This is a genomic window from Streptomyces sp. NPDC045470 (genome assembly GCF_040646595.1).
In the GTDB taxonomy this organism is placed as follows: domain Bacteria; phylum Actinomycetota; class Actinomycetes; order Streptomycetales; family Streptomycetaceae; genus Streptomyces.
The window spans coordinates 1,229,667-1,242,584 of sequence record NZ_JBEZAN010000001.1; the positions used below are offsets into that span (position 1 = coordinate 1,229,667).

General features: G+C 72.5%; 9 protein-coding genes, 1 tRNA gene and 1 pseudogene. 8 read left to right on the forward strand and 3 right to left on the reverse strand.

The window, feature by feature from the left end; all coding sequences use genetic code 11:
* Positions 1-701: 701 nt before the first annotated feature.
* Positions 702-1,223, reverse strand: a complete 522-nt coding sequence (locus tag AB0A97_RS05215; RefSeq protein WP_361144582.1) for a universal stress protein — start codon at positions 1,221-1,223, stop codon at positions 702-704.
* A gap of 388 nt (positions 1,224-1,611) precedes the next feature.
* Between AB0A97_RS05215 and AB0A97_RS05220 the strand changes: the two genes are divergently transcribed.
* The 4 genes and pseudogenes from AB0A97_RS05220 to AB0A97_RS05235 all read left to right on the forward strand — a co-directional run bounded on the left by AB0A97_RS05220 (position 1,612) and on the right by AB0A97_RS05235 (position 4,558).
* The gene (locus AB0A97_RS05220; RefSeq protein WP_031004675.1) at positions 1,612-1,917 is read left to right on the forward strand and encodes a hypothetical protein; all 306 of its coding nucleotides are present in this window, start codon (positions 1,612-1,614) and stop codon (positions 1,915-1,917) included.
* Positions 1,918-2,265: 348 nt separating this feature from the next.
* A pseudogene (locus AB0A97_RS05225) lies at positions 2,266-3,391 on the forward strand (helix-turn-helix domain-containing protein); the annotation flags it as partial.
* 374 nt (positions 3,392-3,765) lie between these two features.
* Positions 3,766-4,374, forward strand: coding sequence for an oligoribonuclease (gene orn, locus AB0A97_RS05230; protein ID WP_030018887.1), 609 nt, complete (start codon positions 3,766-3,768; stop codon positions 4,372-4,374).
* A 108-nt stretch (positions 4,375-4,482) separates the two neighbouring features.
* Positions 4,483-4,558 (forward strand) — tRNA-His (locus tag AB0A97_RS05235).
* A 354-nt stretch (positions 4,559-4,912) separates the two neighbouring features.
* Here AB0A97_RS05235 and AB0A97_RS05240 read toward each other — a convergent pair.
* Entirely contained in the window at positions 4,913-5,563 is a 651-nt protein-coding gene (locus AB0A97_RS05240) for an NAD(P)H-binding protein (RefSeq protein ID WP_361144585.1), read from the reverse strand.
* A gap of 135 nt (positions 5,564-5,698) precedes the next feature.
* On the opposite strand from AB0A97_RS05240, the gene AB0A97_RS05245 reads away from it, so the two are divergent.
* From AB0A97_RS05245 to AB0A97_RS05255, 3 genes are all read left to right on the forward strand, one after another.
* Positions 5,699-6,664 carry an AraC family transcriptional regulator gene (locus AB0A97_RS05245; protein ID WP_361144588.1) on the forward strand — a complete coding sequence of 322 codons (966 nt, stop codon included), beginning with the start codon at positions 5,699-5,701 and terminating at the stop codon, positions 6,662-6,664.
* 275 nt (positions 6,665-6,939) lie between these two features.
* A complete protein-coding gene (locus AB0A97_RS05250; protein ID WP_361144591.1) occupies positions 6,940-8,250 on the forward strand; it encodes a cellulase family glycosylhydrolase in 1,311 nt (436 codons plus the stop codon).
* A 53-nt stretch (positions 8,251-8,303) separates the two neighbouring features.
* Positions 8,304-9,746: a glycoside hydrolase family 6 protein gene (locus tag AB0A97_RS05255; protein WP_361144594.1), complete on the forward strand. Its 1,443-nt coding sequence runs from the start codon at positions 8,304-8,306 to the stop codon at positions 9,744-9,746.
* Positions 9,747-10,221: 475 nt separating this feature from the next.
* Here the strand turns inward: AB0A97_RS05255 and AB0A97_RS05260 are convergent, their stop codons facing one another.
* Positions 10,222-11,343: a LacI family DNA-binding transcriptional regulator gene (locus AB0A97_RS05260; RefSeq protein WP_361144597.1), complete on the reverse strand. Its 1,122-nt coding sequence runs from the start codon at positions 11,341-11,343 to the stop codon at positions 10,222-10,224.
* 190 nt (positions 11,344-11,533) lie between these two features.
* Between AB0A97_RS05260 and AB0A97_RS05265 the strand changes: the two genes are divergently transcribed.
* Positions 11,534-12,865, forward strand: coding sequence for an ABC transporter substrate-binding protein (locus tag AB0A97_RS05265; RefSeq protein ID WP_361144600.1), 1,332 nt, complete (start codon positions 11,534-11,536; stop codon positions 12,863-12,865).
* The last annotated feature ends 53 nt before the right edge of the window (positions 12,866-12,918 follow it).

Below are 12,918 nucleotides of genomic sequence, written 5' to 3' on the forward strand. Positions count from 1 at the left end.
TTACCCCGGGGGGGGGGGGGGCGCCCCCCCCCCGGGGGGGGGGGGGGCGCCCCGGGGGGGGGGGGGGGCCCCGGGGGCCCCCCCCCCCCCCCCGGACGCTGTGTTTTCGATGGGCGGGAGGCGGTGCCCCGCGCGTGCCACCAGACGCGCGGGGCACCGCCTCCCCTGTTGCCGGCGTCGCCCTTACGCCGGCGGTGGCCGCCTTCCCGGGAACCGTCACCTCCCGGGCGGCAGCACGCTGTTGACGGCCGGAGAGCCGGCGGCGGACCGCCCCGTCCGCCGGGGTGCCCGCGCTCCCCGGGAGCGACGCCGGCCGCGCCCGGCCGTCCCGGCCGTTCACGCTCCGTTCGCGCCCTCTTGATCGGATTTCTACCCCCCAGCACCGCGCATTCCACCTCTACGGGCCAGTAAATATGCCGACTGCGCGGGTACGGAACGCTGGTGACGCTCCCTCACCTCATGCCCCAGAAGGTCACGGTGCGTCAGGAGCGTGGCGCGCAAGGGACGTGGCGCGCCGGGGGTGCGGTGCTCCAAGGGTGCGGTGCGTCGGAGGCGCGGTGCGCCAGAGGCCCGGTGCGCCTGAGGTCCGGTGCATCAGAGGCGCGGCGCGTCAGAGGCGTGCCGTCCCGTGGCGGCCGGAGAACCGGCCGGGGGAAGCGGTCGGCAGACGGCCGGGGACACAGCGGCCGGAGAAGCGGCGGTCAGGGAATGACGACCACGGGCCGCTGCGCCCTTCTGGCCAGCCGCCCCGCGACCGAGCCGAAGATCCGGCCCACGATGCCGTGCGTCGAGCCGACCACGATCGCGTCGGCCTCGTACTCGTGTCCGACCTCTTCGAGCTCGTGGCAGATGTCGCCGCCGCGCTCCACGAGGACCCACGGAATCTCCGCGAGGTGGTCGGCGCAGGCGAGCTCCAGCCCCAGCACTTCCGTACGGTGGTCCGGCACGTCCACGAAGACCGGGGGCTCACAGCCCGCCCAGACCGTCGTGGGCAGCCGGTTGGCCACATGGACGATGATCAGGCCGGAGCCGGAGCGCCGTGCCATACCGATTGCATACGCCAACGCTCGTTCGCTCGACGTCGATCCGTCGAAGCCGACGACGACACCGTGCCGGAAGGCGGGATCGCAGGAGTGACGTGTCTGATCCGCCGCTTCGAGGTCAGCCGTCGGATCGGCGACCTGCTTGCGGTCCGCGGGTTCGGGGATTTCGTGACCGGCCATGGTGTCTCGGCGAAGGAGGTCCTTGCGGAGGGGCGGACGGGGAGCGGCGATTGACTTGATCCGGCAGTTGACTGAGCTGGCTTGATCGAGAGGTCGGCCCTGTAGTTCAAAGGGGAACAACACGACCGGGAATCATCTTCCCAATGCCTTACCCCAAGAGTACGGCGCCAGCCCTCCGCTGCCCAGAGCCCCGCGCGGACGGCGGACCCCTGATGCGGGAGCGGCCCCCCGCGGCCACACGGGCGGAGTACCGCTCGAACATTCCCCGGAGCATGCCGGAGCGTGGGCCGGATGGCAATGCCCCGGCCTGCCCCCGTACGTACCCATCGCGGTGACCCATGGACCCCCACAGCCGTTGTAGTACCAGCCTGCCTGGAGGGAGTACGCCGTGCCCGGTCCTTCGAACACATCAGCCGATCCGGTGAGCGATCTCGTCCGCTGGGCGGCGTTCAGCTGTGCCGTGGTGCCCCTCGTCCTCGTCCTGTGCGGCGCGTCCGCCGCCGGGGCGCTCGGCACCGCCGTGGGACTGGCGACGGTGACCTGTGCCTGCCGGGCCCTGCTGCGCCAGTCCGAGCGCACCGCCGCCCGTCCGTCGCCCGACGAGATCGCCCCACACCGCGGCCGGCACAGCCGTACCGGGACCGGAGCCCACCGGGGAGGGCGCCGCTCCGAGGGGCGTACGCCGGAGGAATGACGCGCCCGCAAGCCTGCCCAGGTTCGTTTTCGGCCAACTTCGTGTCCGAGTGCATCCCTTGGCAAAAGCGACCCGCAACCCGGGCCTGAGCTGGGAGGAAAGGACCGCGGGGCGTGGTTGCGCCCTACGGCTGACGGGCAGAGGCGAGAGGCGTACTTCCCAGCAGGCCCGACGAGTGGAACGCTTCGTGATCGAATGCTTCGCGCCAAGTTGCCATATCGACATACGAGCGGGTGGTGAACTTGGCACTCCATCCTCACGGGACGCAGTAGATTCGATCTTGGCAATCACGGCGGGGGAACAGTGCAGGACCGAGAGGGCGAGACGACCGAGGGGGGCTTAAGTGCCATGAGCCAGGACTCCGCTGCCGTACCAGATGCCGCACGCAAGCTCGCCGCCCGACGACGCCGCGAAATAGTCGCGGTGCTCCTCTTCAGTGGCGGCCCGATTTTCGAGAGCTCCATTCCGCTCTCGGTCTTCGGCATCGACCGCCAGGACGCGGGTGTTCCGCGGTACCGACTACTTGTGTGCGCGGGCGAAGATGCGCCTTTGCGCACCACCGGGGGGGCTCGAACTGTCGGCCCCCTACGGGCTGGAGGCGATCGCCCGCGCGGGCACCGTCGTCGTTCCGGCTTGGCGGTCCATCACACAGGCACCACCACCGGCCGCGCTGGACGCGCTGCGCCGGGCGCACGAAGAAGGGGCCCGCATCGTCGGGCTCTGCACGGGGGCCTTCGTGCTCGCCGCCGCAGGGCTCCTCGACGGCAGGCCCGCGACCACCCACTGGATGTACGCGCCGACGCTCGCCAAGCGTTATCCGTCCGTCCATGTCGATCCCCGCGAGCTCTTCGTCGACGACGGCGACGTGCTGACCTCCGCGGGGACCGCCGCCGGCATCGACCTGTGCCTGCACATCGTCCGTACCGACCACGGGGCGGACGCGGCCAACGCGCTCGCCCGGCGGCTGGTGGTCCCGCCCCGGCGCACCGCGTCGGACCTGGGACACCAGAGGTACCTGGACAGGTCATTACCGGAGGAGATCGGTGCGGACCCGCTCGCCGAGGTCGTGGCCTGGGCGCTGGAGCACCTCCACGAGCAGTTCGACGTGGAGACGCTGGCGGCCCGCGCCTACATGAGCCGCCGTACCTTCGACCGCCGTTTCCGGTCCCTGACCGGGAGCGCTCCGCTGCAGTGGCTGATCACCCAGCGCGTCCTCCAGGCGCAGCGGCTGCTGGAGACCTCGGACTACTCCGTGGACGAGGTCGCCGGACGCTGCGGTTTCCGGTCGCCGGTCGCCCTGCGCGGCCACTTCCGGCGGCAGTTGGGTGCCTCACCCGCGGCCTACCGCGCGGCGTACCGCGCGCGCAGGCCGCAGAACGGGGTGCCCGAGCAGGTCACCCGGTCGGACCGGCCGGAGCGCGGTGAGCGCCCCGGTGCCGGTGCGGACCGGTTCGCCGCAGCCGCGGCGGGCCATCTGCCGGGAGGCCACGGACCGCTGCACCACGGGCAGACGTCGCACAGCCAGGCGTCACACACCCAAGGGGGACTCGGCCCTGGCGGGCATACGCAGGGTCATCCCCAGAGCGGTCACGGTCCGGGCGGGCACCCCCAAGGTTCGCACGGGGGGCACGGCGGGCCGGGCGGGCACGGGTCGGGCGGCCAGCCGGGGCACAGTACGGCGGGCCACAACCAGCCGGTGCACAGCCAGGCCACCGCGCTCGCGCCGACAGAGCCGGGCAAACCGGAATCCGACGCCTACGCGCCGCGGCTTCCGGAACAGCCCGCCGGGCGGCCGGCCGGCCGCCCGGTGCTGCCCAGTCAGCGGGAGCGCCCCGTAGGGTGAGGCGTATGAACGATCGCATGGTGTGGATCGACTGCGAGATGACCGGGCTCTCGCTGGCGAACGACGCGCTCATCGAGGTGGCCGCCCTGGTCACCGACTCGGAGCTGAATGTCCTGGGCGACGGGGTGGACATCGTGATCCGCCCCCCGGCCGAGGCCCTGACCACCATGCCCGAGGTCGTGCGCCAGATGCACACCTCCTCCGGGCTGCTGGCCGAGCTGGACAGTGGCACCACGCTGGAGGACGCACAGGAACAGGTGCTCCAGTACCTCAAGCAGCACGTACCGGAACCCGGCCGGGCACCGCTGTGCGGCAACTCCGTCGGCACCGACCGGGGCTTCCTGCTCCGCGACATGCCGGAGCTGGAGAGCCACCTGCACTACCGGATCGTGGATGTGTCGTCCGTGAAGGAACTGGCCCGGCGCTGGTACCCGAGGGCGTACTTCAACAGTCCGGAGAAGAACGGGAACCACCGGGCGCTGGCGGACATCCGTGAATCCATCGCGGAACTCCGCTACTACCGGGAGGCGGTCTTCGTGCCGCAGCCCGGCCCGGACTCGGACACCGCGAAGGAGATCGCGGCCAGGCACGTCCTGCCCGCGGACCCGGAGTGACGCAGCTCGCTCCCGGCCTGACCCAAAGCCGGGAGCGAGCACCCCTCCAGACCCTGTACACTTTTTCTCAGCCGGTGGGGAACAAGACACCACACAGCACCGGTCATGGTGGGTATAGCTCAGCTGGTAGAGCACCTGGTTGTGGTCCAGGATGTCGCGGGTTCAAGTCCCGTTACTCACCCCAACGAGTAGGGCCCCCGGACGTGAAAGCGTCCGGGGGCCCTAGTCGTTGGCGGGGGTGGAAGCCTGGGGCCGGGGCTGGCGGATCCGAGGGCCCCCCGCGTTGGCGGGTGTGACGGCTGACACAGTTGCGGGGTGGGGGTCCTTCGGGGCGGTGCTCCGGGGGACTGAGGGGTCGAGGGGGTGGTGGCCCGGAGGGTCGAGAGACCGAGGGGCCGCCGGTGCCCCGGGGGCCGCCGGCCCGGAGGACCGAGGCCCAGCGCCCCGGCACCCCGGAGGCTCGGCGCTCCGGAGGCCCGGCGCCCTGGAGGCCGGCACCCCGGAGGCCCGGCGCTCCGGTGGCCCCGCAGTCGGCAGCTCAGTAGCCGACGGTGAAGCGCTCCCCGATGTGCTGCGGCTTCTCGATCTCGTCCAGGAGGGCGACGGCGTAGTCCTCGGCGGTGATCCGGCTGACACCCTCCGCGTCGGTGACCAGGTCGTCCAGGGCGGTGCGGTAGGTGCCGGTCCGCTCCCCGGGCTCGATCAGGGCGGCCGGGCTCACGTTGGTCCAGCGCACGTCCGTGACGGTGCGGTAGAAGTCCAGCGCGTCGCCGTGCGCGTGCATGATCTGGAGCAGGAACTCCGGCAGGCCCTCCGCGTCCCAGACCTGCTTGCCGTCCGGCGTACGGAGCGAGCCTGCGCCGCCCACGGAGATCAGCCGGGGCGCGGCCTCGCCGAGCGTGCGCACACCCGCGACCAGGGACTCGGCCGAGGGCTTGATCGTCGCGAGGTGCCCCGGGCCGTCACCGCCGCCCACCGCGCTGACCAGGACGTCCTGGCCCTGGGCCGCGGCCGCCACGGAGGCCGGGTCGAGGATGTCGCCGGTGGTCACGGTCAGGTTCGGGTCGGTCTTGGTGATCTTCGCGGGGTCGCGGACGACCGCGGTGACCTGGTGCCCGCGGCGCAGCGCCTCGTCGAGGACGCGGCTGCCGATGGTGCCGTTGGCTCCGAAAATGGCGATCTTGGACATGGCGGTACTCCCTGTGCCCCTGCCGGGGCGTGGTCTGGCTCGGGTCCGGCTTTCCGTTTTCCGTCATCAGCCGGGCTGACGTCTTCTACGCTAGGGGCGCGAACTCGACATACCGGGGTAGGCACGGGACCAACGATGGTGAAAAACCGACACGCCGCACAGGACGCCGGGGAGAGCATCCCGGAAGTCCCCTTCACCGCGCCGGCCGGACGACCCGCCGGGGTGGAAGTGCTGACCCTCGCCGAGCTGCGCGACCGCGCCGACTCCTGCGCCCTCGCGGTACCGCACCGTCCGGACTTCCACCATCTCCTGGTGGTGGACACCGGACATCTCCGGCACACCGTGGACTTCCGAAAGTATGAGCTGTCCGCGAATGACTGGATGTGGGTGCGTCCGGGACAGGTTCACCACTTCGGTGATTTGTCCCGGGCCGAGGGGCGGCTGGTGCTGTTCGAATCCGGCTTTCTCGATCCGGTGACGGCGGCCGCGGCCCGGCTGGAGGACTGGTTCGGCCCCGCAGCGCTCCGGCCGGCGGGAGAAGAGGCGCAGGCGGTCGAGACTGCCCTGCGCCACCTCCACCAGGAATTCGGGGCGCTGCGCGGCCTGCCCCTGGAGACGCACATCGAGGTGCTGCGGCACCTGCTGGCCGTACTGGTCCTGCGGGCCGCCCGGCTGTCCGTACGGGACGAGGGGGCGCGGGGCGGGGGCGCGCGGGGCCCGGGGGCGCGGGACGGCCGCGCGGCGGACGGCGAAAGCGGCGGTGTCTGCGAGGCGAGCGAGACCTTTCTCCGCTTCCGCGACGCGGTGGAGCGCGGCTTCACCCGCAGCCGCCGCGTCGAGGACTACGCGCGGGCGCTCGGCTACTCGCCCCGCACCCTCTCCCGCGCGACCGCCGCCGCCACCGGCGTGGGCGCGAAGGAGTTCATCGACCGTCGCGTGGTGCTGGAGGCCAAGCGGCTGCTGGCCCACGGCGACCAGACCGCCGCCCGGATCGCCGTACGCCTCGGCTTCGCCGACGCCGCGAACTTCGCCAAGTTCTTCCAGCACCGTACGGGCAGTACGCCGATCTCCTTCCGTGCGGAGGTACGCAGCCCGGAGTGAGGCCGCGGCGTGCGGAGCGGGGCGGAGGCCGGGCACGCCGGAGGGGGCGCGCGCCGGGCCGTGTGCCGGAACCAGTGGGAGCGCTCCCAAGGATTGGGGCGGGCGAGCGGGCCGTCAAGAGGGAAGGGGCACGCGTCCGACACGGGCTCCTGTGGCGAGAATTAAGCAACTCGCCTTTGAAATACGGTGAGTTGGCACTAACCTCCCGGCAACCAGTGGGAGCGATTCCATCCGTCGCGGGCCACCGTGCCCGCGGACGACCCGAGGAGTCGCTCATGCGCAGACCGTTACGCCTGTACGCGCTGGCGGTGACCGCGGTACTCGCTCTACCGGGCGCGTCACCGTCCACCCCGGCAGCCCCGGCCGCCTCGGCCACACCGCCCATCTCAGCCCTCTCGGCCACACCGCCCACCGCCTCGGACCCAGCGCTCACCGCGGTCTCCCCGGCCCCCTCGGTCACACCGCTCACGATGGCCGCCTCGGCCGTCTCGGTCACCCCATCCACCCCAGTAGCCCCACCCGCAACCGTTCCCTCGGCCGCTTCCCCCGCATCCGGCGCTTCCCGGGCCGCGCCGCCGCAGTTGCGCGTCGAGGGCCACCGTTTCGTCGACCGCGCCGGCACCCCGCACCGCCTGCTCGGGGTGAACCGTTCCGGCGCCGAGTTCTCGTGCGTACAAGGCCGCGGGATCTTCGACGGCCCGGTGGACGACGCGTCCGTCGCGGCGATCGCGGGCTGGGGCGCCAACGCCGTCCGCATCCCGCTCAACGAGGAGTGCTGGCTGGGCACGACCAACATCGACCCCCGGTACGCGGGCGCCGCCTACACCTCGGCCGTGCGCGACTACGTACGGCGGCTGACGGCCCACGGCCTGACGCCGGTACTCGAACTGCACTGGAGCCACGGCCGCTACACCGGCCCCTCGGCCGGCTGCGCCGACGAACACGCGAGCTGCCAGAAACCCATGCCGGACCGGCGCCACTCCCCCGCCTTCTGGTCCTCGGTCGCCGGCACCTTCAAGAACGCGCCCGAGGTCGTGTTCGACCTGTTCAACGAGCCGTACCCGGACCGCGCGACCCCGGACACCGAACGCGCCTGGGCCTGCTGGCGGGACGGCGGGAACTGCCCCGGCATCGGCTACGAGGTCGCCGGGATGCAGACCCTGGTGGACGCCGTACGGGCCACCGGCGCCCGCAACCCGGTCCTGGTGGGCGGTCTCGCGTACGCCAACGACCTCAGCCGGTGGACCGCGTACGCGCCGAAGGACCCGGCGGGCAATCTCGCGGCCGCCTGGCACGTGTACAACTTCAACGCCTGCGCCGACGAGGGCTGCTGGTCCCGGACGCTGGGGCCGGTCGCCGACCGCGTGCCGCTCGTCACCGGCGAGATCGGCGAGAACACCTGCGCCCACGCCTTCACCGACCGCGTCATGCGGTGGCTGGACGGGCGCCGGGCGTCGTACCTGGGCTGGACCTGGAACACCTGGGACTGCGCCGCCGGACCGGCCCTCATCCGCGACTACGCCGGGACGCCCACCGCGTACGGCGTGGGGCTTCGTGACCACCTGCGCGCCCTGAACCCGGCGTGAGTCCGGGGCCGAGACGCGTACTGGATCCCGTACCCAGAAAGGACGACCCGCTCATGAGACGTTCCGCTGAACACCTTTCCACCGCGCCCGACCGGCGCCGCACCGCGCAGCACCGCACCCGCTCCGTACGGAACCGCGCCGCCCGACGCCGCAACCGGGCCGTCGCGCTCGCGGCCTGCGCCCTGCTGACCGCCGCCGGGGCCGCCGACGTCCTGCGGGGCACCGCATACGCCGCACCGGACGCCGCCCGCGTCGACAACCCGTACGCGGGTGCGGGCGTCTACGTGAACCCGGAGTGGTCGGCGAAGGCCGCGGCCGAGCCGGGCGGCGGCAAGGTCGCCGGTCAGCCGACCGGCGTCTGGCTCGACCGCATCGCGGCCATCGGCGGCACCGGCGGCTCGATGGGCCTGCGTGGCCATCTGGACGCCGCCTTACGGCAGGCGGCGGGCCGGCCGCTCGTCGTCCAGCTGGTCATCTACAACCTGCCGGGGCGGGACTGCGCGGCGCTCGCCTCCAACGGCGAACTGGGGCCGACGGAGATCGACGCGTACAAGACCCGCTACATCGACCCCGTCGCGGCCGTCCTCGCCGACCCGAAGTACGCGTCGCTGCGGATCGTGACCACCGTGGAGATCGACTCGCTGCCCAACCTCGTCACCAACACCGGCGGGCGGGCCACCGCCACGCCGCAGTGCGACGCCATGCTCGCCAACGGCAACTACGTCAAGGGCGTCGGGTACGCGCTCAACAGACTCGGCGCGGTCCCGAACGTCTACAACTACGTGGACGCCGGGCACCACGGCTGGATCGGCTGGGACGACAACTTCGGCGCGTCGGCGCGGCTGCTGCACCAGGCCGCCACGGCCGAGGGCAGCACGGTCGACAAGGTGCACGGCTTCATCACCAACACCGCCAATTACAGCGCGCTGAAGGAGGAGAACTTCGCCCTGGGCGACAGCGTGGCGGGCCGGTCGGTACGGGAGTCGAAGTGGGTGGACTGGAACCGTTACGCCGACGAGCTGTCGTTCGCCCAGGCGTTCCGGCAGGAGGCGGTGCGGGCCGGGTTCCGCCCGGATGTGGGCATGCTGATCGACACCTCGCGCAACGGCTGGGGCGGCAGCGCGCGGCCCGCCGGCCCCGGGCCGCGGACGAGTGTGGACACGTACGTGGACGCGGGCCGGTACGACCGCAGGCTGCACGTCGGAAACTGGTGCAACCAGGCGGGGGCGGGGCTGGGCGAACGCCCTCGGACGGCTCCGGCGGCGGGCATCGACGCGTACGTATGGATGAAGCCGCCGGGTGAGTCGGACGGTTCCAGCTCAGCCGTCCCGAACAGCGAGGGCAAGGGCTTCGACCGGATGTGCGACCCGACGTACGAGGGCAACCCGCGCAACAACCACCACCGATCGGGCGCACTGCCGGACGCGCCCCTGTCCGGACACTGGTTCCCGGCGCAATTCCGGGAGCTGCTGAAGAACGCGTATCCGGCGGTGTAGGGCGACGGGGGCGGGCCGGCCCCGGGGCAAGGCGGGGGGGCAAAGCGCCCCAGGGGAGCAAAGCACGGGGGGCTGAGGCACGGGGGGGCGTAAGCCCCCCGGGGCCGGTCCCAGGATCGGGGACAGTCCCAGAGCCGGAGCAAGCCCGGGGTCGAGGCAAGCCCGGAGCTCGCGGCGGGCCCGGGCCGGGCCGATCCCGGGCCGGGCCGGCCCCAGGCTCGGGGCCGGACTCCGACCCGGGACCAGTCCCTGAGACGGGGACGGACCCATAGCCGGGGCCGGCCCCAGCCTCGGGGCCAGTCCCGGGGCCGGGGCCGGCCCCGGGGCTCGGGGCGCGGCCGGGCCGGTTCCAGGCTCGAAGCCGGACCCAGCTCCTGGGGCGAAGGCGGGCGCAGAGCCGGGGCCGGACCCAGGCCCCAGGCCAGCCCCGAACTCGGGCCATGCCACCGGACTTGGGGGCGGTCATTCGCGACGCTCAGGACGACTCCCGTCGCACCAGCTCCGTCGGGAGCACCAGGTGGCGCCCGGCCGGGGCGGCCTCGTCGGCCGGGCCCGCCGTTCCGGCTGTTCCGGCCGACCGGGCCGAGCCGGCCGCCGAGCGCGGGTGCGGGCCGCTGCCCTCCGTCTCCCCGGTGATCTGTGCCATCAGCAGTCCCGCCATCGCCCGGCCCATCTCCTCGATCGGCTGGCGGACGCTGGTGAGCGGCGGGTCCATGTGCCGGGCGATGGCGGAGTCGTCGAAGCCGACCAGGGCCACGTCGTCCGGAATGCGGCGGCCCGCCGTACGCAGTTCCTGGCGGGCGCCCGCGGCCATCACGTCCGAGGCGCAGAAGACGGCGTCCAGGGCGGGGCGGCGGGCGAGCAGTTCGCGCAGGGCGCGCCGGCCTCCCTCCTCGGTGAAGTCGCCGTGGGCGACGAGGGCGTCGTCCTCGGGGTGGCCGGCGGCGCGTACGGCCCGGCGGTAGCCGTCGAGGCGGCAGTGGGCCACGTACATGTCGGGCGGCCCGGCGATGGTGGCGACCTGGCGCCGGCCGCGGCCGATGAGGTGTTCCAGGGCACTCTGCGCGCCGCCGGTGTTGTCGGAGTCCACGTACGGAACGGTTTCCCCGGCGGTACGGCGGCCGTTCAGGACGGTCGGGATCGCCATCCGGCCCAGCAGGTCGGGCAGCGGGTCGTCACCGTGCACGGAGACCAGCAGGACGCCGTCGACGCGGTGCGCGGCGAGGTAGTCGGCGAAGCGGCGCCGCTCCTTGGTCGTACGGATCAGGGTGAGCAGCAACTGCATGTCGTGGTCGGCCAGTCCGGCGCTGACGCCGCGCAGGATGCCGGAGAAGTAGGGCTCGGCGAAGAGCCGGGTCTCGGCTTCCGGTACGACCAGGGCGACCGTGTCGGCGCGGTGGCCGGCCAGGGCGCGGGCGGCGCGGTCGGGTACGTAGCCGAGGTCGGCGACGGCCTGCTGCACCAGGGAGCGGGTCCGTTCGCTGACCCGGGGCGAGCCGTTGATCACGCGGGAGACCGTGCCGCGGCCGACGCCCGCGCGCGCGGCGACCTCTTCGAGGGTGGGTCTGCCGCCCCCGCGCCGTCCGCCTGCTGCCATCGCCGCCTCCGCCTGCCGTCCTGGCCGTACATTCAACAACGAACCGTCCGGCGGGTGTTGGCGCGCGAGCCCTTGACATGCGCACCCTGGAACGGCGACCCTTCACCTCATCACGACTGGGAGCGCTCCCACAGTACTGGACACCCCACATCCCGCACGTACGGTCTGCAGGGCACCAGGAGGAGACGCCATGCGAACGACGATCCGCGGCACCCGTCGGCGGGCGGTGGCCCTCACCACCGCCGCCGTGCTCGGGGCCGCGCTGCTCGGCGGCTGCGCCGAGGACAGCGACACCCCCGGCGTGAAGGGCTCGTCGGGAGCCGCCGCCGGGAAGACCACCCTGACGGTCGGCGTCTTCGGCGTCTTCGGCTACAAGCAGGCCGGGCTCTACGACGCGTACATGAAGCTGCACCCGGACATCACGATCAAAGAGACTTCGATCGAGCGGAACGAGAACTACTACCCGCAGTTCCTCACCCACCTGAGCACGGGCAGCGGGCTCGCCGACATCCAGGCGGTCGAGGTCAACAACATCGCCGAGGTCACCGCCACCCAGGCGGGCAAGCTCGTCGACCTCTCGAAGGCGCCGGGCGTACGGAAGGCCGACTTCATCCCCTGGAAGTGGGCACAGGCGACCAACGCGAGCGGCAGGACCGTGGGCCTGGGCACGGACATCGGGCCGATGGCGATCTGCTACCGCAAGGACCTCTTCGCCAAGGCCGGACTGCCGACCGACCGGAACGCGGTGGCCAAACTCTGGGCCGGCGACTGGGGGAAGTACCTCGACGTCGGCAAGCGCTTCCAGGACAAGGCGCCGGCGGGCACGTCCTTCGTGGACTCCGCCTCCGGTGTGTACAACGCGGTGATCTCCAGCAGCGCCGAACGCTATTACGACCGGAACGGCAAGCTGGTCTACAAGGACAGCCCGTCGGTGCGGCAGGCGTGGGACGCGGCGATGCGGGCGGCGACGGGCAAACTGACCGCCCGGCTCCAGCAGTTCCAGAAGTCCTGGGACCAGGCGTACGCCAACGGGCGCTTCGCGACGGTCTCCTGCCCGCCGTGGATGCTCGGCTACATCAAGGAGAAGTCCGGGGACCAGGGCCGCGACAAGTGGGACGTGGCCGCCGCACCCAAGCCCGGGAACTGGGGCGGCTCGTTCCTCGCCGTCCCGGAAGCGGGCCGGCACAAGAGCGAGGCGGTCAAGCTGGCGGCCTGGCTGACCGCGCCCGAGCAGCAGGCGAAGCTGTTCACGAAGCAGGCCAGCTTCCCCAGCGCCCGGGCGGCGTACGGGCTGCCCGCGGTGTCCGGCGCCAAGCACCCGTACTTCGGGGACGCGCCGATCGGCAAGATCTTCGCCGCGGCGGCCGAGGGAATCCCCGACCAGGTCCTCGGCCCGAAGGACCTCACCGTCAACCAGAACATCACCGATGTGGGGGTGCTCCAGGTCGACCAGCAGGGCAAGACCCCCGAACAGGGCTGGCGGGCAGCGGTCGAGTCGATCGACAACGCGCTGGACCAGTGAGCCGTGGACGGCCGGACGACCCGCACTTCCGACAGCCCCGCTTCCCACAGCCC

Bases quoted from the DNA above. Each gene is read 5' to 3' on its own strand.
- AB0A97_RS05215 (WP_361144582.1), bottom strand. From the start codon at position 1,223: ATGGCCGGTCACGAAATCCCCGAACCCGCGGACCGCAAGCAGGTCGCC.
- orn (WP_030018887.1), top strand. From the start codon at position 3,766: ATGAACGATCGCATGGTGTGGATCGACTGCGAGATGACCGGGCTCTCG.
- AB0A97_RS05240 (WP_361144585.1), bottom strand. From the start codon at position 5,563: ATGTCCAAGATCGCCATTTTCGGAGCCAACGGCACCATCGGCAGCCGC.
- AB0A97_RS05245 (WP_361144588.1), top strand. From the start codon at position 5,699: ATGGTGAAAAACCGACACGCCGCACAGGACGCCGGGGAGAGCATCCCG.
- AB0A97_RS05250 (WP_361144591.1), top strand. From the start codon at position 6,940: ATGCGCAGACCGTTACGCCTGTACGCGCTGGCGGTGACCGCGGTACTC.
- AB0A97_RS05255 (WP_361144594.1), top strand. From the start codon at position 8,304: ATGAGACGTTCCGCTGAACACCTTTCCACCGCGCCCGACCGGCGCCGC.
- AB0A97_RS05260 (WP_361144597.1), bottom strand. From the start codon at position 11,343: ATGGCAGCAGGCGGACGGCGCGGGGGCGGCAGACCCACCCTCGAAGAG.
- AB0A97_RS05265 (WP_361144600.1), top strand. From the start codon at position 11,534: ATGCGAACGACGATCCGCGGCACCCGTCGGCGGGCGGTGGCCCTCACC.